12 protein-coding genes and 1 tRNA gene are annotated in these 22,602 nt (G+C 64.2%); 3 read left to right on the plus strand and 10 right to left on the minus strand.

The window, feature by feature from the left end; all coding sequences use genetic code 11:
• Positions 1-799: 799 nt before the first annotated feature.
• The 5 genes from EB812_RS04810 to mutL form a co-directional block, all read right to left on the minus strand.
• Positions 800-2,419, minus strand: coding sequence for a sigma-54 interaction domain-containing protein (locus EB812_RS04810; RefSeq protein WP_118230619.1), 1,620 nt, complete (start codon positions 2,417-2,419; stop codon positions 800-802).
• 56 nt (positions 2,420-2,475) lie between these two features.
• Positions 2,476-3,432, minus strand: a complete 957-nt coding sequence (locus EB812_RS04815) for a J domain-containing protein (RefSeq protein WP_130957890.1) — start codon at positions 3,430-3,432, stop codon at positions 2,476-2,478.
• A 5-nt stretch (positions 3,433-3,437) separates the two neighbouring features.
• On the minus strand, positions 3,438-3,884 hold the full coding sequence (locus EB812_RS04820; RefSeq protein ID WP_118230620.1) for a YkgJ family cysteine cluster protein: 447 nt from the start codon (positions 3,882-3,884) through the stop codon (positions 3,438-3,440).
• Positions 3,881-5,896 carry a monovalent cation:proton antiporter family protein gene (locus EB812_RS04825; protein ID WP_118230621.1) on the minus strand — a complete coding sequence of 672 codons (2,016 nt, stop codon included), beginning with the start codon at positions 5,894-5,896 and terminating at the stop codon, positions 3,881-3,883. The genes EB812_RS04820 and EB812_RS04825 overlap by 4 nt, the downstream gene beginning before the upstream one ends.
• A gap of 201 nt (positions 5,897-6,097) precedes the next feature.
• Positions 6,098-8,278 carry a DNA mismatch repair endonuclease MutL gene (gene mutL, locus EB812_RS04830; RefSeq protein ID WP_130957891.1) on the minus strand — a complete coding sequence of 727 codons (2,181 nt, stop codon included), beginning with the start codon at positions 8,276-8,278 and terminating at the stop codon, positions 6,098-6,100.
• A gap of 174 nt (positions 8,279-8,452) precedes the next feature.
• Here mutL and EB812_RS04835 point away from each other — a divergent pair, with 174 nt between their 5' ends.
• Positions 8,453-8,758, plus strand: a complete 306-nt coding sequence (locus tag EB812_RS04835) for a hypothetical protein (RefSeq protein WP_118230627.1) — start codon at positions 8,453-8,455, stop codon at positions 8,756-8,758.
• Positions 8,759-9,096: 338 nt separating this feature from the next.
• On the opposite strand, the gene EB812_RS04840 is transcribed toward EB812_RS04835, so the two are convergent.
• A complete protein-coding gene (locus EB812_RS04840) occupies positions 9,097-10,818 on the minus strand; it encodes a glutamine--tRNA ligase/YqeY domain fusion protein (RefSeq protein WP_130957892.1) in 1,722 nt (573 codons plus the stop codon).
• A gap of 155 nt (positions 10,819-10,973) precedes the next feature.
• Here EB812_RS04840 and EB812_RS04845 point away from each other — a divergent pair.
• Positions 10,974-11,065, plus strand: a tRNA-Ser gene (locus EB812_RS04845).
• A gap of 233 nt (positions 11,066-11,298) precedes the next feature.
• Here EB812_RS04845 and EB812_RS04850 read toward each other — a convergent pair.
• Positions 11,299-12,957 (minus strand): ribonuclease J, encoded by a 1,659-nt coding sequence (locus EB812_RS04850; RefSeq protein WP_130957893.1) that lies wholly within the window; start codon positions 12,955-12,957, stop codon positions 11,299-11,301.
• A gap of 471 nt (positions 12,958-13,428) precedes the next feature.
• Entirely contained in the window at positions 13,429-14,922 is a 1,494-nt protein-coding gene (locus EB812_RS04855; protein ID WP_242621198.1) for a TolC family protein, read from the minus strand.
• 332 nt (positions 14,923-15,254) lie between these two features.
• Here EB812_RS04855 and EB812_RS11660 point away from each other — a divergent pair, with 332 nt between their 5' ends.
• Complete coding sequence (locus EB812_RS11660) at positions 15,255-19,883, plus strand: DUF4347 domain-containing protein (RefSeq protein WP_165450894.1); 4,629 nt, start codon at positions 15,255-15,257, stop codon at positions 19,881-19,883.
• A gap of 396 nt (positions 19,884-20,279) precedes the next feature.
• Here the strand turns inward: EB812_RS11660 and EB812_RS04905 are convergent, their stop codons facing one another.
• Positions 20,280-21,074, minus strand: coding sequence for a prephenate dehydrogenase/arogenate dehydrogenase family protein (locus tag EB812_RS04905; RefSeq protein WP_130957918.1), 795 nt, complete (start codon positions 21,072-21,074; stop codon positions 20,280-20,282).
• A gap of 113 nt (positions 21,075-21,187) precedes the next feature.
• On the minus strand, positions 21,188-22,600 hold the full coding sequence (locus EB812_RS04910) for a 3-phosphoshikimate 1-carboxyvinyltransferase (RefSeq protein WP_118230855.1): 1,413 nt from the start codon (positions 22,598-22,600) through the stop codon (positions 21,188-21,190).
• Positions 22,601-22,602: the final 2 nt, after the last annotated feature.

Genomic DNA, 22,602 nt, shown 5'->3' on the forward strand with positions numbered 1-22,602 from the left:
ACATCCTTCTGAGGTGTTTTGCGGGGGGGAATGGCTTTGCTGTCGCAATCCGCCGCCGCACCCGGTTCAAAACCTGTTCCTTTACGGGGCTGGCGCCTGTCCCGGACCGGGCTTCCTGCCGCGGTCTTGGAAGGAATAGCACGCACTGTGCCAAAGCCTGATGCAGGGGCGGCAATATACATATAATTTATTTATTTAACTGTGTATTTTAAAAAAATGCGGGAAACGGACAGGAAGGTTGTCCGGGGTGGGCGCAGGTATTTTTCTACATTTATGTTGAAAAATAAAGAAGCCCCTGGGGTCGGAAAAAGACCTTCGGGGCTGCTTTTCAGAAAAAGTAAAAAATTTATAATGTTAACGGAAAAAACAACAATTATACAAAACTGTCGTTTTTATGTGAGGACTTTCGCCGTTTTTGTGACATGTTTATATAACATGCATAAAAATAAGATAATTTTTTCTATCATAAATTTAAGATGGCCCAGCGAAAAAACTACCTTTATGTCGATACCTTGAAGCTAGCGCTGTTCTGCAGCGTCCTCCCCTTACGGCGTTGGCGATAGCAGCCGCCGGCCGCTGCAGGGCAGGCAGGCGCACGTCCGCACGCTTGCCGCCGCCGGGTTTTGCGGCGTCGGAGCCGTTTGGGAGCAGGCAGGGCGCGTGCGCCCGAGCCGCTAGAGCAGTTAGCGAATGAAATGAGCTAACTGCCCTGCAAGGATTTTCTTGAAAATCCTTGCCACGAAATGCGAGAAGGCAGGCTTTTGCCTGCCGTAAGCGAGCATTTCAAGTGTTAAATGCTCTATTCGGCGGCGGTCCGTGTCCCGCCGGTTTTGCGGGGCCGGAATGCCTTGTAGGTGATTCCGTATTTTTTCATGCGCAGAGCCATAATGCGTTCCGTCAGGCCCAGGCTGGCGGCGGCCCGCCCCATCTGCCCCTGGCTGCACTCCAGGGCTTCCACAATGGAGGCCCGTTCCAGCTCGTTGAGCTGGTCCTGCAGACTGCCGGAAAACACCGGCCTGGCCGCGCCCGGCAGCTTGCCGCCCGGCGCGCCGTGCTCGCCGTGCAGGGCCGGGGGCAAATGCTGCGGCAGAATAAGGCCCTCACGGCCCAACAGCAGCACCGCACGTTCCATGACGTTTTCCAGCTCGCGGATATTGCCGGGCCATGCGTACCGCTGGAGCATGTCCATAACCGCCAGCGAGAGCCGCACGTTGTCGCGGCCGTTGGCGTGGCCGTATTTTTTGATAAAGTGGTTGGCCAGGGGCAAAATGTCTTCCGGCCGCTGGCGCAGGGGCGGCAGATTGATGGGGAAGACGTTGAGCCGGTAGAACAGGTCGCGGCGAAAGGTTTCCTCCGCCACCATGCGCTCCAGGTCGCGGTTGGTGGCCGTGATGAAGCGCACGTCCACATAGTGGGTTTCCATGCCGCCCAGGCGTTCAAAGGCCCGCTCCTGCAGCACGCGCAGCAGCTTGGCCTGGGTCATGAGAGAAAGTTCGCCCACTTCGTCCAGAAACAGCGTGCCGCTGTTGGCCAGCTCAAACCGGCCTTTGCGCGTAGCGTTGGCCCCGGTAAAGGCCCCACGCTCGTGGCCGAACAGCTCGCTTTCAATGAGGTTTTCCGGAAGGGCCGCGCAGTTGAGCGAAATAAAGGGTTTGTTGGCCCGCGTGCTGGCCGTGTGGATGGCCCGGGCGGCCAGCTCTTTGCCCGTGCCCGATTCCCCCTGCAGAAAAACCGTGGTGGCCGAAGGGGCCACTTGGGCGATCTGGGCGTAGACCATCTGCATGCCTTCGGAATTACCCACAAAACCGCGCGGCCGCAGGGCCGGAACCTGCTCTTCGTCCATCCTGCCCTGCGTTTCCAGGGCCGCGTGCCCCAGCAAGGTGGACACAATGGTCAGGAGGCGCATTTCGTCTTCCAGGGTGGCTTCGTCCACCAGCAGGTGATCTACAGAAAGGGCGCCCACCACCTGATCGTTGAGCCGGATGGGCACGCAGATGAAGGAAATGCCCTCCTTGCCCAAATCGCGCGAACGGGTGCGGTTGAGAAACAGGGGCTCTTCCGAAACATTGGAAATGTACATGGGCCGCCCGGTTTCGATGACTCGGCCCGTAATGCCCTCGCCGCGCACATAGCGGCCGCGTCGGGCCTCGGCGGGTTTGAGCCCGTAGGCGGCCTCAATGCGGATTTCGCCCGTATTGGGCGAGATGAGGGTAATGGCCCCGCGCATCATGTGCAGGTGCTCGGCCATGAGCTGCAAGGCTTTGTCCAGGGCCAGGGCCACGTCTGTGGCCGCATTCATGGTTTCGGAAAGCTCCAGCAGCAATCTGAGCTGCTCTTCACGGTGGTCGTTGCGGCGGCGGTCGCCGGTGTGGTCGGAAGAAAGGGCAGCCCGGCGGGGGGAGGTGTGGCTGGTCGACATGGCGCTCTGGGGGCCCGCCGCCCGTGACGTTGGGCGCGGCAGGGGGCGGGCGAGGGTTAGGCGTTGTGCAGGGTCAGGTACAAGTCGCCCTGCCAGGGGCCCACGCGTTTGCCCAGACCGCGCAGGCGCACGGGCTTGCCCACGGCAAAGTCCGGCGGCAGGGTGATTTCAACGGTTTGCAGTTCTCCGGAAAAAGCCTGGCGGATCTGCAGACGGATCCGTTTGCCCGGGGCCAGATGGGCGGCGGGCAGGGTCAGGCTTTGTTCTTCGTCGATCTGGCGGCGCAGCCAGCCTTTGACCAGACCTGTGACGCCGCCCGCGGCGGCGTCTGCGGGCGGCCGCCCCAGCAGGTTGGCCCGGTGCAGCCTGGTGGCCTTTGCAGCGGAGCGGGGTTCGGGCCGGGCCGCGCGGGGGGCGGGCTCCGCGTCCGGTTGGGGCGGCGGTGCAGTCTGCTGGCGGTTCAGTTCGCTGTAAATATCTTCAAACACACGGCGGGCAAAGGGATCGTTGAGCAGGTCGCGCAGCACGTCGTGCTCCGCATAGGCCGCGCGTCCGGCCGCGCTCTGGCGGTCCGTACCTTGTGTGGGGCCCTGCGTGGCGTCTTGGGCAGGGTCGGCCGTGCCCTGCGCTTCATGCGCGTCGCCAGGCTGTGCCGCGTCCTGCGCCGTGGCGTGCCCGGCCGCGTCCGGACCGGCGGCCTTGCGGGCGTCGGCCGCAGCCCCCTGGGCGCGTTCATTCCGGGCCTTTGTCGCCGTGGGCCCGCCGTCGGTTTCGTCGTCCGTCCCGGCCGCGTCGGGCTTGGTTTGCAGCACGGCAGAAAGGGCCACGTAGGCCTCGTTGAGCAGTTGGAAGCGGCGTCCGGCGTCGGGCTGGCCGGGGTGCAGGTCCGGGTGCAGTTCAAAAGCCCGCCGCCGGTAGGCCCGCTTAAGCGCGGCCAGGTCCGCCCCTTGCTCCAGGCGCAGGATGGCGTAACATTCCTTGAGGCTCGGTTGGCGGGGGGTACTGCGTCGCATGGCGGTTATTTGAGGATCAGCGCGTTGGCTTCACAGCGGGGGTCGTGGGCCAGCAGGCCGTGTTCGTACAAATAGGCGCGCCCGATTTTGGCAAAATCCGTGTGGGACGCTTTAGTGGCGATGCCGGGGCAGTAGTCTTTGGCCATTTCCAGGCTGGCCGGGTCTTCGATATTGCCGCGAAAAAAAGGCCAGGCCCGGCACACGGCGGGCTTGCCCGCGTGCACCCCGCAGCCCGCTCCGGGCCGGAAAAAGATGCAGAAGCCGTCCGCCCCCACGCGCAGCTGCCACTTGCCGCCCAGACGTTCGCAGCAGCGCTGCAGCACGTCCGCTTCCGGCAGGCCCAGATGCCCGGCCAGACGGGTGAGGTCTGCGGGGCTGACCACAATGCCGCCCCTGCCCTGGCAGCAGTGGCCGCACATGCGGCAGTGAAACACGGCGTCAACGGCGCTCATGGCTGGCATCCTTGGGGTTGCGGGTTCTCTTCCCTGGCCTGGCGCAGCGGGCCGGAAAAAAGCGGAGTTATGGCCAGCAGTTTGTTGGTGCTGCCGAAAACATACACTATGTCGCCCGCTTCGAAAACCGTGTCCGGCCCGGGTGAAGCCAGGGTCACGCCCTCACGCAGCACAGCGATGACCGTCACCCCATAGAGCTTGCGCAGCTGGGTCTGGGCCAGGCTGTGCCCGCAGAGGGGCGAGGCCGCGCCCAGGCGCATGGCCTGCACGCCCATGTCCGGCAGGCGCTTGACCATGGAATCCACCGCGTCCACCGAATGGCTCATGCGGCGGATCATGCGGTAATTTTCCTGCCGGATGCGGGCGGCAAAGGTGTCGATGTCCTGCCGGGGCACCAGATACTGGGTGAGTACGCGAGAAAAGATTTCGATGGAGGTTTCAAACTCTTCGGCCACCACCTCATCCGCGCCCAGCCGCCGTAGAGGGGCCACTTCGGCCACGAAGCGGGTGCGGGCGATGATGTGCAGGTTGGGGTTGAAGCGGCGGGCCTCGGTGACAATGGCCCGCACGGCGGCCGGGTCGGAAATGACAATGACCAGCACGCGCGCTCTGGTCACGCCCAGATGTTCCAGCACAACGGGCTGGGAGGCGTCGCCGTGGGCGATGGGTTCTTTGTGGCGGTAGCGGCTGACGGTTTCCGGATTCATTTCCAGAATGGTGTAGGCAATGCCCGATTCGCGCGCTACGTGGGCCAGGTGTTTGCCGCTGATGCCAAAGCCCACGATGATCAGGTGGTCCTGCAGGGGGCAGGCTTCGCCTTCATCCGCTGCGGGCGCTTCCGCTTCGCCCCGGCCGCCGACGATTTTGGCGGCCAGGCGGGGGGCTATGGCCATGAGGCCGGGGGTGAGCATCATGGTCAGCACGCTCACGTCCAGAAAATTCTGGTAGGCGTCCATGTCAAAAAGCCCGGCGGCCAGGCCGGAGGCGGCCAGCACAAAGGCGAACTCGCCCACCTGGGCCAGGCTGAGCGAGGTGACTATGGCCGTGCGCAAAGGGTAGCCCTGGATGAGCACGGCGGGCAGGGTGAGCAGGGTCTTGAGCACGATGAACACGGCCGTGTAGCCGATGATGGAAAAGAAGTGCGACCCCAGAAAATCCACGTTGAGCATCATGCCCACGGAGATGAAAAACAGGCTCATGAATACGTCGCGGTAGGGCAGAATGCCCGCGATGACGCTCATGCTGTACTGGGATCGGGCCAGCATGAGCCCGGCCAGAAAGGCCCCCAGCGAAAGGGAAAGGCCCAGAACATTGGTGAGCAGGGCCATGCCCAGGCAAAGGCCCAGGGTGGTGAGCAGCAGAATTTCCCGCGTGCGGGTGCGCACCACGGCTTCCATCAGGCGGTTGAGGCCGAAGCGGGCAAAAAGCAGCACCGCGCCCAGCACCAGCACCACCCAAAGGACGGAAAAGAAGGCTTCCTGAAATGAAAGGCGCAGCGCGCCGGAAAGCAGCGGCACGGCGAGCAGCATGGGGGCCACCATAATATCCTGAAAAACCAGGATAGCCAGAGAAAGGCGGCCCGTGGGCGTGTTGGTGGTGCCTTTTTCCTGCATAATGCGCAGGACAATGGCCGAGGACGAAAGGGCCACCAGGCAGCCCCAGAGGATGCCCTGCTGGTAAGGCATGCCATGCGCCAGGGCCAGGCCTGTGACGGCCAGCACCGTGAGGCCGATCTGCAGACTGCCGCCCAGAAAGACCGGCCGCTTCAGGCGGTTGAGGGCGTCGCCCGAAAGTTCCATGCCGATGGTGAAAAGGAGCAGGGCCACGCCGATTTCCGCCACATGGTCGATGGCCTGGCGGTCGCGCACCACGCCCAGCAGCGAGGGGCCGCAGAGCACGCCGGTGAGCAAAAAGCCCACGGTGGCGGGCAGTTTTATTTTATTGCAGACGATGGTGACCACAATGGAAAGCAGAAAGATGGTCACAATCTCGTAAAGCAAAGGGACGTCCATGCGGCCTCCGTGCGGCGCAAAATACACGCCGCGCCGCCGTAAGGCAAGTGCGCGGTCCTGGGGATGGGGCGGATTGCGGGGCCCGTCCGCGTCGGGCGTTTTACCGCCTGGGCAGGGCAGAAGGCGGCTTCTTGCGGCGGTTTGCCCTGCGGAAAGCATGGGGCAACTGCGGAAAATACTTATGGATAACAGCCCAGGGCGTTACGACTGCCGACGTTTGAAAAGTTTTTCCAGCGCGCCCGCGTCCCAGCGCAGCACGCAGGGCCGACCGTGGGGGCAGTATTCCCGTTCCGGGGTCTGCAGCCACTGGCGCAGCAGGCCGGCGGCCTCGTCGTCCGTCAGCCTCTGCCCCGCCTTGATGGCGGCCTTGCAGGACATGGAGGCAAACAAGGCCGTAAGGTCGTCCTTGCGTCCGGCCAGGGCTTCCTCCAAAAACTGGCGGGCCTCGGCGCGGCAGAGCACGGGCGGCAAGGCCGTGACCTGCAGTCCCCCGGCCGTGCTCTGGGCGGTGAAGCCCAGGGCTTCCAGGCGTGGGCGCAGGGCGCAGAAGCGTTCTTTTTCCGCCGGGGGCAGGGGCAGGTCCAGGGGCAGGGCCAGAAGCTGCCCCGTGCCCGCAAAGCCGCCCCGGCGCAGCCGGGCGTAGAGCACGCGCTCGTGGGCGGCGTGCTGGTCTACCAAAACCAGCGCCCCTTCCTGATCGCGGAGGACAAGATAGGTGGCGGCCACCTGGCCCAGATAGGCAAAGGGCCCCACCCGCACGGGCTCCCGTCCGCCCCTTGCCGCTTCCGGCGTGACCCCCTGGCCGTGCGCCGGGTCCGGAATCTGGTCCGAAATCGTGTCCTGGTCAAGGGCGTAGGCGGCCTCGTGTTCCGCCAGGCCAGGGGCGGCTGCTGCCGCGTCCATAAAAAATGTTGCGGTTCTGTGGGCGTCCTCCCCGGCCGGGTCCGCGCGCCTGTCCGGCACGACCGAGGACTGGACGTCCGGCGCGCGCTCAGGTATGGCGGTGGACGCGCCTGCTGCGGCTGCCGCGGGGCTGTTTGGCAAAAGGTCCGGCGTGCGGCCAGCGCTTTTTTCCGTGGGGTCGTGCCTGGCCTCGTGGACCGGGCCGCCCGCGGCCTCCGTGGGGGCGTCCGGCGGGCTTCCTGCGGCCGCAGGCGTGGGCTGCGCCGCCGGGCCGCGCACCTCCCAGGGCGCGGCGACCGGCGCTTCCGGCTGGGGGCGTTCCAGCAGCGGGGGCTGGTCCAGACGGCCCCAGAAGCCCAGGGGCCGGGGGGCCTCCTGCCTGTCTTCTGCAGCGCCGAGCGCGGGGCTGTCGGCGGGTGCAGGGCCGTCCGCTGCCGCCCCTTCCTCCCAGCGGCCCGCGGCCAGGTCAAAGGACGTGAGCAGCGCCTCCTGTACGGCGTGGAGCACGGCGGAAAAGACGCCGGATTCATCGCGAAAGCGCACTTCGCTCTTGGCCGGGTGCACGTTCACGTCCACTTCGGCGGGGTCCAGGTCCACAAACAGGACCACCTGGGGATAGTCGCGGCTGGTCAGGCGGCCCTTGTAGGCCTGGCGCACGGCGCTGAGCAGGCGTTTGTCCGTAACGGCCCGGTTGTTGACGTAGAGCAAAATGCGGTCGCCGCGCGGCTGGCTCACGTTGGGCAGGGCGGCCAGGCCGTGGGCGCGGACGCCGTGGCGGGTGGCGTCAAAGGGGCGCAGGGCTTCCACCACCAGGCGGGGCCAGATCAGGGCCAGGCGGCGGGCGAGGTCCTGGCCGGGCAGAAAGCGCAGGGCTTCCCGTTCGCCGGCAAAGAGGGCAAAGCCCACCTCCGGGCGGGTCAGGGCCAGGCGTGAGAGCCAGTTTTGGGCACGTTTGAACTCTGTGCCGGGGGTCTTTAAAAATTTCAGCCGCGCTGGTATGTTGCTGAAAAGATCACGGACATCCACCACCGTGCCCTGGTGCAGCGCCGCCGGGGCCGCGTTTTTGAGGCGGCCGTGCTCCACCTCCACCTGGTGGGCCGGGCTTTGGCCCTGGGGCGTGCGCCGGGAGGAGGTGATGGTGAAGCGCGAAACAGAGGCGATGCTCGGCAGGGCCTCGCCGCGGAAGCCGTAGGAGCGGATGCGCTCCAGGTCTTCCATTTGGGTAATTTTGCTGGTGGCGTGGCGGGTGACGGCCAGCTCCAGTTCGTCGGCGGGGATGCCCGCGCCGTCGTCCTGGACGCGGATGCGAGTTTGCCCGCCGTTTTCCAGCAGGACGTCGATCTGCCGGGCCTGGGCGTCGAGGCTGTTTTCCACCAGTTCTTTCACTACGCTGGCGGGGCGTTCCACCACCTCGCCGGCGGCAATCTGGTTACGCAATGCGGGCGGTAGCAAACGGATATGCGAAAAATTTTCGGTCATGGTTGCAGTGTATGCGGGCGTGCGGGGCAAGGCAAGCGGCGGGTGTGGGCCTGCGCCTGGCGGCGCAAAGGGGCTTGCCTTGGCGCGCGCTGTGCTTATGTATGGAAAGGCAGGCTCGGCCTGCGCGCGGCCAGGGTGCTGGCGCGCCGCCTGGCCCGCCGGGAGGTATCCATCATGCGCAACAACCCCATCAGGACCATTGCGGAGCCCTTGCGCGGGCCTCTGGTGCCCAAGGGCTATGACCCGGAACTGCTCTATGTGGAGTGCGGCCGCTGCGGCTCTCCCGTCATGTGGGAGAAGGGCAAGGCCAGCCAGATTCTCGGCCTGGCGGGCATAGACCCGCTGGAGCTGGACGCTTCCTGTATGCTGGTGACGGACGGCTGCCCCATGTGCGGCGGGAAGGGCCACTATACGGTGCAGATTTTTCGGGTGGGCGGGGATACGCCTGCCCGCAGGCCCCCCTACTACGGCAACGCCTGAGGGCTGGGCCGCCTGTGCGCGGCAAGGGGGCAAATGTTTTGGGCTTACGCGTTTGCGCGCCGCGGCGTGTCGGGCGTAAGCCTTGTGCAAACCCGGAGCGGGCCGACCTGCCTGCCGTGTTCAGTACAATGCCTAGAGCAGTTTACGAATGAAATTAGTTAATTGCGCTGCAAGGATTTTCTTGAAAATCCTTGCCACGAAATGCGAGAAGGCAGGCTTTTGCCTGCCGTAAGCGAGCATTTCAAGTGTTACCTACTCTAATGACAATGACAAAGGCCGTCGGGGTGTCCCGGCGGCCTTTGTCGTAGTGTCGGCATGCGGGCTTCGCCGCCCGCTGTTCAGCCTTTGCGTTCCAGCTTGGCCCAGGTGTCGCGCAGGGTGGCGGTGCGATTGAATACGGGGCGGGCGTTTGTGCTGTCTTTATCTTTGCAGAAGTAGCCCAGCCGTTCAAACTGCACGGCTTCGCCGTCCTGCAGGGCGGCGGCGGCCGGTTCCAGCAGGCCCTGCGTCACCTGCAGGGATTGGGGATTGAGGTTGTCCAGAAAGGTCTTGCCTTCCGGGGCTTCGTCGGGGTGTTCCGTGGCGAAGAGCTGGCTGTAGAGGCGCACTTCGGCGGGCACGGCGCTGTCTGCCGCCACCCAGTGGATGGTGCCCTTGACCTTGCGGCCATCGGGGCTTTGGCCGCCGCGGCTTTGGGGGTCGTAGACGCAGCGCAGTTCGCGCACGCTGCCGTCGTCGTTCAGCACGGCCTCGCGGCAGGTGAGCAGATAGGCGTAGCGCAGGCGCACTTCCGCGCCGGGGGAGAGGCGGTGGTATTTTTTGGGCGGCTCCAGACGAAAGTCGTCGCGTTCAATATAGAGCTCCCGCGCGAAGGGGGTTTTGCGGCTGCCGTAGGTGGGGTCTTCGGGGTGGAAGGGCATGTCCAGCTCTTCCACCTGGCCTTCGGGATAGTTTTCAATAACCACCTTGATGGGGTCCAGCACGGCCATAACGCGCTTGGCGCAGGCGTTGAGGCGCTCACGAATGCAGAATTCCAGCATGGCGTAGTCCACCGTGGAGTCGGCGCGGGCCAGGCCGATGCGGGCGCAGAACTGGCGCAGGGCTTCGGGCGGCACGCCGCGGCGGCGCAGGCCGCTCAGGGTGGGCATGCGGGGGTCGTCCCAGCCGGAGACGTGGCCTTCCTTGACCAGCTGGATGAGCTTGCGCTTGGAAAGCACGGTGTAGGTCAGGTTAAGGCGTGCAAATTCGATCTGCTGCGGATGGTACACGCCCAAAGCGTTGAGCACCCAGTCGTAGAGCTCCCGGTTGTTGACGAACTCCAGCGTGCAGAGGGAATGGGTGATACCCTCCATGGAGTCCGACAGGCAGTGGGTGTAGTCATACATGGGGTAGATGCACCAGGTGTTGCCCGTGCGGTGGTGGGCGGCGTGACGGATGCGGTAGAGCGTGGGGTCGCGCATGACCAGGTTTGGGGAGGCCATGTCGATTTTGGCGCGCAGCACGTGTGCGCCGTCGGGGAATTCTCCGGCCCGCATGCGGCGGAAGAGGTCGAGGTTTTCTTCCACGCTGCGGTTGCGCCAGGGGCTTTCGCGCCCCGGTTCGGTCAGGGTGCCGCGGTACCGGCGGATTTCCTCGGCCGAAAGGTCGTCCACATAGGCCTTGCCCATCTGGATGAGCTGCTCGGCATACTGGTAAAGGCGTTCAAAATAGTCGGAGGCGTAAAATTCCCGGTCTTGCCAGTCGCCGCCCAGCCAGCGCACGTCCTCGCGGATGGCGTCCACGTATTCCGTGTCTTCCTTGGTGGGATTGGTGTCGTCAAAGCGCAGGTTGCACTGGCCGTGAAATTCTTTGGCCACGCCAAAGTTGAGGCAGATGGATTTGGCGTGCCCCAGGTGCAGGTAGCCGTTGGGCTCCGGGGGAAAGCGGGTGTGCACCTTGCCGCCGAAGCGGCCGGAGGCGTTGTCCTGGAGGATGCGTGCGCGGATAAAGTCGACGCCGGCCCTGGCCGTGTCGGCGGTAGTGGCTGCGGCTGCTGCGGCGGGGGTATGTTCAGAAGACATGGGAAGACTCCGTTGGCTGTGCGTCAATGCAGCCGTCCAATTTACGTCAAGGCGCGGCTGTGGTCAATGCGTTTGGGTTCCGGGCGCTTGACAGGACGCGGCCCCTGGGCTAATGTGCGTCTTCGTCGCCGCGCCGCCAAGGCGCGCGGCAGCGCGGAGAGGTGTCCGAGCTGGTCTAAGGAGCACGATTGGAAATCGTGTGTACGTTAACAGCGTACCGAGAGTTCGAATCTCTCCCTCTCCGCCAGCAGATTTTTACGGGGTTGCCGGTTTCAGGCAGCCCCTTTTTTTGTCCCCGTTTTTGCGGTAGAGCCGCCGGTAGAGCCAGGTAGAGCCGGTAGAGCCCTCATAACCAGGGCCCCGTGCGCATAAAACGTTCACGGGGCCCTGTTGCCTGTTGCCGCGCCCACCGCGCCTGCGCTGCGTCGGCCGGTAGATGCTGCGTCGGCCGGTAGACGCTGCGGGGGCGGGGTGTGCGCGCTACACTTCGCTGATTACGGGCACCACAATGGGGTCGCGTTCCAGCACGCGGCGGAAAAAGCGCCGCAGGGACGAGCGGATATTTTCCTGCAGGCGGTTGATCTGCCCTGGGCGGGCGGCTTCTATTTCGTCCAGCACCAGGCACTTGGCGTCTTCCAGCAAGTGGCTGTAGTGCTGTTCAAATACAAAGCCCTTAGAGATCATTTCCGGCCCGTGCAAAATGCTGCCGGTTTCAGAATCCACCACCAGCACCACAATGACCATGCCTTCGTCGCCCAGGATGCGGCGTTCTTTGAGCACGGCGTAGCCCACGTCGCCCACGCCCTTGCCGTCCACCAGGGTACACTCCACGGGCACGCGGTTTTCAAGCTGAAAGTCGTTGGGCCGCAGGGTAATGGGCTGGCCGTCTTCCAGCAGCACCACGTTGTCCTGCGGCACGCCGCATTCCGCGGCCAGGCGGCCGTGCTTGACCAGATGCTGGTATTCGCCGTGGATGGGGATGAAGATCTGCGGCCGCACAGCGGCAAACATTTCGCGCAGTTCGTCGCGCTGGGCGTGGCCGGAGGCGTGGATGGCGTGCACGCTTTCATAGAGCACTTCCGCGCCCATGCGGTACATTTCGTTGATAAGTTTGGAGATGGCCTTGGCGTTGCCGGGTATCATGCGCGAGCTCATGACCACGGTATCGCCTTTGCGGATATCGAGCTGGCGGTGGCCGCCCAGCACCATGCGCGAAAGGGCGGAGAGCGGCTCGCCCTGCGCGCCGGTGACCACCAGCACAATCTGGTTGTCGGGCAGGTCGGGCACGCCGTTGTGGGCGTTGAAGAAGGCGGGCGGCAGTTTGGCAATGCCCAGGTCGCGGGCCATTTCAATATTGTTGGCCAGAGATTTGCCGCTGATGACCACGGTGCGGCCGTGGGCGCGGGCCAGGTCAAAAACTTCCTGAATGCGCTGAATGTGGCTGGAAAAGAGCGTGATGACAATGCGCCCCTGCGCCGTGGCAAAGATGTTGTCCAGCGAATCTTTGACTTCGCGCTCGGTCAGCGACCGCCCCTCGCGCATGGCGTTGGTGGAGTCTGAAAGCAGCAGGCGCGCGCCTTCGGGCCCGGCAAAATCGCGAAACAGCCGCAAATCCGTGCCGCTGCCGCTCAGGGGGTGGGGGTCGATTTTAAAGTCGCCGCTGTGCACCACGCGGCCCACCGGGGTTTCCACACCCAGGCCGAAGCCTTCGGGTATGGAATGACAGACGGGAAAGAAGTGGAAGGTCAGGTCGCCCAGGGGCAGCACGGTTTTGGCGCTGACGGGGCACAGTTCCACCCAGTCCAGAATTTCGCGTTCGCGCAGCTTGTGTTCCACCAGGGCCAGGGTAAAGGGTGAGCCGTAGATGCGGGTGCCTTTGAGTTCGGGCACCAGCCAGGGCAGCGCGCCGATGTGGTCTTCGTGCCCGTGGGTCAGCACAATGCCCAGCAGTTTGTCTTTGATGGCGCTCACCGCGCCGAAGTGGGGGATGACCACGTCCACGCCCAGGTGGGCGTCGTCGGGGAACATGAGGCCGCAGTCCACCATAACCACGCCGCCGGGCGTTTCCCAGAGCTGACAGTTCAGGCCGATTTCCCCCAGGCCTCCCAGGGGGGTGATGGTAAGGTAAGGTTCATGCATGCTGTTTGTGTTGTATCCTTGATGCGGTTTCGCGGCGGGCAAAAGCCCGCGGGGTGAAAGAAGGGCGCGGGGCGCAGAAGGCCGTCTGCGGCCGTAAGCCGTGTGGTCCGTAGCAGGGGAAGGACGTTTCCCCCAAAAATTGTCGGCTGCCGGGGGCGCAACGCAGGCAGCAGGGGCCGGGCCGTAGGGGCGGGCAGGCGCGCCTGGCGGTTGCGTAAACGCAGATTCTTGGCGCGGTCAAACGCCGGAAGGCGCGTGCCGTAAACTTTGAGAATGCCTGTTCTCAAAGGCAATCTGCTCCAGCGCGTTGCGCCTTTAGAGCATGTAACACTTGAAATGCTCGCTTACGGCAGGCAAAAGCCTGCCTTCTCGCATTTCGTGGCAAGGATTTTCAAGAAAATCCTTGCAGAGCAGTTAGCTCATTTCATTCGCTAACTGCTCTAAGACGTTTTGTTCCAGAGGCCGTCCGCGTCAGCGCCGGGCCAGATCCGGCCGAAATTCGCCCATGGCCACATAGATCTGGGCCAGGGCGGTGAGGTAGTCGGCCTTGGCGCTGGTCAGCGAGGCCTGGGCCGCGGTGAGGTTGGACGAGGCGTCCAGCACGTCAAAGTTGGTGCCCACCTGTTCCTGATAGCGGGCCAGGGCCACGTTGTAGGCTTCCGTGGCCTGGTCCACGGCGGTTTCGGCCACGGCAATGCGTTTTTCGGCATCGCGCACGGCCAGCAGCTTGGATTTGATGTCGTAGCCCACGTTGAGTTTAAGGTTTTCTTCTTCGTAGCGCACCTTGGTCACCAGCCAGCCGGCGCTTTGGTCGGCATAATAGGTGGTGCCCCACTGAAAGACGTCCCAGGTGGCTTTTGCGCCCACTTCCCAGGTGGTGCCGCGGTAGCCCTGGTCGCCCACGCGCTGCAGGTCCATGGTATTGCCGGTCTGGGCCACGTTGTAATAGGCCTCCACCTGCGGGTAGTAGCCGCTCTGCACGGCCTGCCGGTTTTTGCCGGCAATGGCTACGGATTTGGCGGCAATGTACAGGTCGGGGCGCTGGCGGTAGGCGACCTCCAGGCACTGTTCCAGGCTGCGGGTAAAGGGCACGTGGTCCAGGCTGCCCACATAGCGGGTAGCGGCCTGGGCGGGCAGGCCCAGCAGGGTGTTGAGCCTGGCCAGGCTGGTGTCGCGGCTGTTTTCGGCCTGGATAAGGGTGCTTTCGGCCTTGCGCACGTCCACTTCGGCCTGCAGCACGTCCAGGCGGGGGCGCAGGCCCACGTCGTAAAAGGCCTGGGTAATGCGCAGCTGGTCGCGCAGCCGGGCCAGCGAATCTTCGGCGCTGCGCACGCTTTCTTCATAGCGCAGATAATTCAAAAACTGGGTCTGCACTTCTTCGGTCATGGAAAGTTCGGCACTGCGCAGGCTGGCCTTGTCGCTTTCTGCCTGCAGTGCGGCTTTCTGATAATCCGCCAGAAGTTTAAAGCCGGTAAAGACCGGTTGCGATACTTCCACCCCCCAGGTGTAGACGCCCTGCTTGGGCGGCTGCGAAACGGTATAGGAGGGGGAATAGTCCTTATCGGTTCTGGTGGCGGTATAGCTCATGCCCAGCTTGGGGCCGAACGCGCCGCGGGCGGATTTGCGGGTTTCTTCGGTAGATTTGCTCTGCGCTTCCTGCGAGCCCAGGCTGGGGTTGCTGTGCAGGGCGCGTTCCACGGCCTCGTGCATATTCAGGGGGCGCGTGGGCGGGGTGCGGGGTTTGTCCGCGGCCAGGCTGCGGCCGCCGCTGTACAGGGGGGTAGCCGCAGCCTGGCCGGGGGCGGCGGGGGCCGTGCCGGGCAATGCCAGGGCAGCGCCCAGGGCGGTTGCCAGGGTCAGGGCCGCCAGCCAGGTGAGGCGGGCGCGGCGGGTGCGGCGGGCGGGCCAAAGGGAACGGCCCCGTAAAGGGCGGCGCATGTGGGCAAGGGCAAACATGGGGCGCATGCTACACCGCTGGCCCCGGCTTGGCAAGCGCGGCGGGGCAGCCGCAGCCCTGGCCCCCTGCGGCGCGCCCTGCGGCGCATGTTGCCCGCGCCAGCGTCTTGAGGGCCCAACCCAAGCCATAACCACTTGGCGGCTACCCCCTGTGTGAAAAATTCTGAAAACTCCCGTGCGTTGCAGTCCCTTCTTGACCAGGGCCGTATCGTTTTATATGTTTTAAAAAATCTTTTAACATCTAGTAATGTATATACTTTTTTGCATGTCGGGCCACGGCCCGGACGTGTCGTCCCTGTTTGTCCACCACTTTCAAGCCACCTTGCAAAGAGGGAGAACATATGTCCCAGGCCGCCCCTGTCGGCTCGGCTGACCAAGCGCAGGTTTTAGCCCAGGTGCGTCAGCAGGGCGCATCCAACGAAGTCTATTTTGTAGATTCTTCGTTGGATGCCGCAGCCCTCTCCCTTACCGTGGGCGACGATTCCAGGGTCTTTGTCATTGAAAACACGAGCAACGCCTTCATCCAGATGGAACAGGCCCTGCAAAGCCTGGAAAACCCGGCCACGGCCGTGCACATTTACGCCCACGGCGCTGCGGGCAGCGTGACCCTGGGCGGTCAGGTCTTTGACGAGGCGGCGCTCAACGCCAATGCCGCCACCCTGGCGGCTATGGGCGCGGCCCTGGCAGAAGGGGCGGACCTGCTGCTCTATAGCTGCAACACGGCAGCGGGCAGCACGGGCGAGAGCTTCATCAACCGCCTGGCCCGTCTGGCCAGCGTGGACGTGGCCGCCTCTGACGACGTTACCGGCACATCCGGCGACTGGACCCTGGAATACACGGTGGGCGACGTCACCACCAAACCCACCAACCCCGGCATTGACGGCGACCTGGACGGCGGCGACACCCTTTCCGGCTGGGGCGTCATCAACGGCACTGCCGGCGCGGACTCCCTCACCGGTTCCGTCACCAACGACCAGTTTTACGGCAACGGCGGTCAAGATACCCTGGTGGGCAAAGACGGCAACGATGTCTACTACATCAGCGGGACGGGCACCGACGGCACCCAAGTGGTGGAAGCGGCCTACGGCGGCAGTGATACGGTCTACAGCCAGGTGAGCGATCTGAACCTGAGCACCAGCTCCACCACAGCAGATGGCACTAGCGGCAACTCCCAGATCGAATACATCGTGCTCCAGGCCCAGACGAGCATCCAGAACCAATCCGCCACGGGCAACAACTACAGCCAGACCCTGGTGGGCAACGCCCTGAACAACCAGCTCACCGGCAAGGGCGGCAACGACATGCTGGTGGCCGGCGACGGCAACGACTACCTGGACGGCGGCAGCGGCAACCTGAGCAATGCCGGTGACGGCTCCGGCTACGACACCCTGGTGGGCGGCAAGGGCGACGACAACTACGTGGTCCGCACCGGCAACGAAACCGTTGTGGAAAACAAAAACGAGGGCACGGACCAGGTCTACTCCTTTGTGGACTACACCCTGGGCGCGAACATTGAAAACGGCGCGCTGCTGGGTAACACTGATACCTCCCTCGTCGGCAACGACCTGAACAACGTGCTCGCCGGTAACAGCAGTGCCAACTACCTTTCCGGCGGCAAGGGCAACGACACCCTCTACGGTGATAAGGGGAGCAAGGCGGATATCCTGGATGGCGGCGCGGGCAACGACCTCTACCACCTCTACGGCAATAGCACTGACATTATTGAAGACAGCGCCGGCAACGACACCGTGGTTTTTGAAAGCAGCGTCACAGGCGGCTACACCTTGGGCGACAATGTAGAAAATCTCGTCCTGCAGGGCAGCGCCAATGCGGGCTACGGCAACAGCCTGAACAACCGCATTGAGGGCAACGCCACGCAGGGCAGCACCCTGGACGGCAAGACGGGCAGGGACACCCTGGTGGGCGGCACGGGCAACGATACCTTCTATTTTGACGGTACGGACACCCTGGAAGACGCTGGCGGCGCGGACAGCGTGCGGAGCAGCGGCACCATCGACCTCAACAAGTTCAAAAACGCCGCTATCGAGTATGTGGCGCTGGAAGGTAGCGGCAACATCAACGCCACGGCCAAAAAAACCGTTGCCGCCACCCTGGTGGGCAACAGCGGCAACAACAAGCTCACCGGCAGCGATGGGGCCGATACCCTGGACGGCGGCGATGGCAAGGACACCCTCATCGGCGGCCTGGGCAACGACCGGTATTATGTGAACGGCGACGACCTGGTGCAGGAAGGTAAAAACGGAGGCAACGACACTGTCGTTGCCTCCGTGGACTACACCCTGGGCGCGAACCTGGAGAACCTGGAACTGACAGACAACGCGACCAGGGGCACGGGCAACGAGCTGGCCAACCGTATCTCCGTCAGCGACAGCGGCAGCAGCGGCAGCGGCAGCTTTTTCCTGGACGGCGGCAAAAACGCGGCCACTACGGCTGGCGATACCCTTGTGGGTGCGGCCACCGGCAGCACCACCTTTGTGGTCAATAACGCCAACGATGTAATCTCGGTTACTGGCGGCACAAACGTCGTCTATGTGAGCTATGCGGTTGTGGGCGGCGCGGATAAGAGTGATAATGACTGGATCAGCTATTTTGGCGACCGTCTTATGGTGGACAGCAGCGCGACCAACCTCACCTTTGTCTACCGCGGCGACGCCGACGACAGCAAGGCCGGCGGCGTCAGCATCACCGGCAGCGCCAGCAATACCTACCTGCTGGGCACAGCGGGCGCGGATACTATCACTGGGGCAGCTGACTCCAACGTTGGCTGCACCATAGACGGCCAGGGCGGCGCGGACAGCATCATCGGCGGCCAGGGCGACGATTATATCTATTACTACGGCAAGGAGTCTTTCTCTGATGCTGCGGCTGCGAAACTAGGCGCCGACACCCTGCACGTCATGAGCCTTAAAAAAGGCGATAAAACGCTGGACAGCGTTGACGGCATTCACGGCATTGATGTGGTGCTGCTGGATAACGCCGCCGGCGCAGTGAATATTGGCGGAGATACAGCCCCAGGCCACAATATGACCCTTATAGGCAACGCCTTTGCCAACAAAATTACTGGCACCAATACCAGTAGCGACGATCTTGATGGCGATGGCAACGACAGCCTCGACGGCGGCGCGGGCAACGATACGCTCAGCGGCCTCAGCGGCAACGACACCCTGGACGGCGGCGAAGGTGCGGACAGCATGCAGGGTGGGGCAGGCAACGACCTCTATGTTGTGGACAACAAGGGCGACAAGGTGGTGGAAGCGGCCAGCGAGGGCGCGGACAGCATCCAGACCCACGGCGTGGCCATCGACCTGGGCAAAACGCATAAGAATATCGAATACGTGGAGAACCTCGGCGCGGCCACAAAACTTACCGGCTCCAGCGCGGGCGGGGAAACCCTTGTGGCCGGCGTGTACGGCGACACCCTGGACGGCAAGGGCGGCGCGGATAGCCTGGTGGGCGGCGACGGCAGCGACCTCATCTACTACCACGGCACATACGACGACTATGGCGAAAGTATTGCAGGCGGCAACGGCGTTGACACCCTGCTGGTGACCAAGGAAGCCGTCTATTCTTATCTTAACATAGGTACAAATTCCAGCATATCCGACATAGAAGTGGTCAAGCTGGACGCCGAGGCTAATTACATCAGTGTGGTCGTCAGCGGCCAGGCCGTCACCGTGCAGGGCAATGCCAACGCTGCCTACATCTCCACCGACGACCAGGATGACAGCATTGTGGGCGGCGGCGGCGTAGATATGATTGATGCCGGCGGGGGCGACGACTTTGTGGAAATCACCGCCGCCAGCTTTGTGCAGAAGTACCAGTATTCTTCCGGAACATATGTGGAGCGTGGCGGCGTTATGGGTGGCGCAGGCACGGACACCCTCTCCTTTGGCGCAGCTAACGACAAGATCACCTTCAGCTATGACGCAACAGCTGGCCTGGTCATCAAAAGCGGCACCACCGTGCTTTCCGGCGCGGCCACCGTATCCGGGCAGGAACTCTATGGCGGCATCAGCGGCTTTGAGGTCTACACCGGTGGCGCGGGCAACGACACGCTGGACGCCGCCTCTGTCACGGGCGGCATCTCCCTTACGGGCGGCCTGGGCAACGACCTGCTCACTGGCGGCAGCGGCGACGACCTGCTTATTGCCGATGGCGGCAACGACACTCTGGACCTCACACAAGGCGGCGTGGATGGCATCAAGCTGCAAGCTGGCTCTGACCTGAACTACAACAAAAAGGGCACGACCACCATCACGGTCAAGGGCTACGGCCCGGGCGACTACGTCAACGACAGCGCGCTGATGGAAGAAGGTGAGGGCAACTGGGACAAGTCCCCCAACGCCGTGGTAGACAGCAAAAAGAAGACCACCACCTTCACCTATACCAAGGGCAGCCAGACCATCAACGTGGTCTTTGAAGGCATTACCGATCCCAACAGCATCACCTTTGCCCGCCAGGTAAGCCTGCGCACTGGCCAGGAGAATGCGGTAGACAGCGTCGCCACCCTGCCCCTCTTCATCACGGCCACCAGTGTTTCCGTCGGCGACGGCGCCACCTTCCAGGTGTCGCAGGCTGGTTACGACAAGGTGACCATCACCGATACCGCGGGGAGTGCGGATGCGGTAGAAATGTTTGGTGGTTTGACCGCCGAAGATCTCACCGCCGAGGGCGGCTCCGGCGTCTTTGCCAAGTGGGAGTCCAGCAGCCATACGCTGTCGCTTTCGCTTGACGGAAGCAGCCAGTCTGCGGTCCTCACCTTCACGAGCACTGATGCCTTGACAGCCGACGGAGACACCCTGACCTTCAAGGACAGCAGCGGCAACAGCGTCCTTGCCGGCATCGACCTGGCGGATATCGTTACAGCTTTGGGCACCAACACCGACATGAAGCAACTGAAGTTCACGGCTTCGGACGGTAATGTTACGAATATTGAGATTGCCAGCTAACCAAATCCCAAACCGACCTTAACCGGGGCGGCCGTATCCACCAGGGTGCGGACGCCCTTTTTTGCGGCCTGCGGCGCATGTTGCCCGCGCGCCGGGTCTGGTCTGCCGTTGGATAGTCTGCCGATCTACAGTATCTTTTGTTCAGGGTAGGCCCTGTGCAGCGCGCTGGGGAAGGAAAGTTTTTTGAAGGGATGGGGGGTGTGGGGGGAAGGGGGACTTTTGTTCACAAAAGTCCCCCTTCCCCCCACAAAAAACAAAACGTTTCTACCCGTTAGAGCATTTAACACTTGAAATGCTCGCTTACGGCAGGCAAAAGTCTGCCTTCTCGCATTTCGTGGCAAGGGTTTTCAAGAAAATCCTTGCAGAGCAGTTAGCTCATTTCATTCGCTAACGGCTCTAGTGGCGTTCTTCGCCGTCTTCGGGCCACCACCAGCGGGCGCGCTGGCAGAGCAGGTCCACATCGCCGGCGGCGGCGAGGTTGAGCATCTGGCGGTACTGGCGCACGGCCTCGTAGCTGTGAGGGTTGGCCTCGAAGAGGCCGGTGAAAAGGGCGGCGTCTTCGGTAAGCATTTTGCGGGCTGCGTCGCGCCGGCGGCGGAAGGAGGGCGTGAGAAAGGGGAGCAGGTCGTCCTGCCCGGCCAGAAGGGCGAAGTAGGCCAGGTTGGTGATGAAGTTCATGCTCTGGATGCGGGCCATGGCTTCGTCGTGGGTGCGGGCGGTGGTGCGGAAGGTCTGGAAGCCCAGGGCGTGGTAGAAGCCTTCCACCAGGGCAAGGGCCGTTGCCGGGGCACGGCGGCCGGGCACAATGGCCACGGGCAGGGGGCCGCTGGGGTCCGGTTTGGGGCCGAACAGAGGGTGGGTGCCCACTACGGGGCCGGGCCAGGCTTCTTCCATCTGGCGCAAGGGGCGCTCTTTAACGGAAGTGATGTCGGCCAGCACTGCGCTGGGCGGCACGTGCGGGGTAAGGATGGCCAGGGTGGCGGGCACCACGGCCGCGGGCACGCAGAGCAGAACAAGCCCTGCGTCCGCGCAGGCCGGGGCCAGGGCGGCGGGGGTCAGGGGCTGGTCCACGCCGCGCGCGTTGAGGCCCGCGGCCGCGGCGCGGGCCAGCAGCATGGCCCCCATACGCCCGCGCGACCCCACAATAAGCAGCGGGGTGCGGCGGCAGGCGGCGGCGCAAGGGTCGGCCATGGTTTCAGGGGCCTGGGGGGCTGTGCCGGCCTGCGCCACGCCACTGTGCCGCGCCGTTGCGGCGGGCAGGGCCGCGCCGTCGGGCAGGGTTGCGGGGGCCCGGTGGTCGCGCTTCATGCCAGTTGCTCCCAGACCTTCCAGAAGTGCGGGAAGGATTTGCTGACCACGGCGGGGTCGTCCAGGCGGGCGCGGACGTGGGTTTCGGGCTCGCGCAGGTCCAGCAGGGCCAGGGACATGGCCATGCGGTGGTCGTCGTGGGCGGAAAGGGTCGCGTCTGCGGGCAGACGGGGATGGTCGGGCCGGTTGGGGCCGCGTCCGGCAAGCCCGTGCACCAGCAGGCCGTCCGAAAGCTGGTCCACGGTAACGCCGGTCTTGGCCAGCTCTGTGGCCGGGGCGCTGATGCGGTCTGATTCTTTAAGGCGCAGATGGGCCACGTTGCGGATGCGGGTGGAACCGCCGGCAAAGGCGGCCAGCACGGCCACGGTGGGCACCAGGTCCGGGCAGTGGCCCATGTCCAGGTCCACGCCGTGCAGGGGAGAGGGGTAGACGGTGACGGCCTTGGCGCTCGCTTCCAGGCGGGCCCCCATCTTTTGCAGAATGTCCAGCAGGGCCCGGTCGCCCTGCAGAGAGGCGGGGTTGAGGCCTTCCACCCGCACGGGGCGGCGGCCCAGAGCGCCCGCAGCCAGCAGGTAGGACGCGCCGGACCAATCCCCTTCCACGCTGTAGTCGCCGGGCCGGTAGGGGCCGGGGCGGACAGTGACGCGCAGACAGCCCGGTTCGGCGGTTTTGAGGCCGCGCCAGCCGCCGGGGGGCAGGGTTTGCCAGTGCACGTCCGGGCAGGGGCGGGTTTCTACCGTAAAGGAGAGGCCAAAGGCTTCAAGGGCGTGCAGGGTGAGCCCCACATAAGGCCAGGACACGGCCTTTTGTCCGCAAAGGGACACGGCCAGGGGCGCGGGCCCCAGGGGGGCTGCCAGCAGCAGGCCGGAAAAGAACTGGCTGGACCGCTCCATGCCCAGTTCCACTTCGCCGCCGCAAAGGGCGGGCTGCAGGCCCGCGGCGTTGATGCGCAGGGGCGGACAGCCCGGCTGCCCGCTGCAGCGGACGTCCGCGCCCAGGAAGCGCAGGGCCTGGAGCAGCTCGTCCATGGGGCGCTGGTGCAGACGCCCGGCTCCGTGGAGGTAAAAGGCCCCGCGCCCGGCGGCCAGCACGGCCGTGAGCAGGCGACAGCTGGTGCCGGAAGCGCCCACATTGCAGTCCAGGGGCGCGGCCTCTGTGCCGCCCCGGGGCTGCCCGGCCAGGCCGGTGACCCGCCAGCAGCCTTCCCCCCCGCCCTCCGCGGGGGGCAGGGGGGTAAAGCGCGCGCCGGCGGCGGTCAGCACGGCGCGGGTGTGGTCCGTATCGTCACTGACCAGAGCGTGGCGCACGGTAGAAACGCCCTCGGCCAGGGCCGCGCCCAGCAAAAAACGGTGGGAAAGGGATTTGGACGCGGGGGCGCGTACCGTTACAGTGGGGAAGGTCTGACTCATGA

Origin of the sequence: Desulfovibrio legallii, assembly GCF_004309735.1 — a bacterium.
GTDB lineage: Bacteria > Desulfobacterota > Desulfovibrionia > Desulfovibrionales > Desulfovibrionaceae > Desulfovibrio > Desulfovibrio legallii.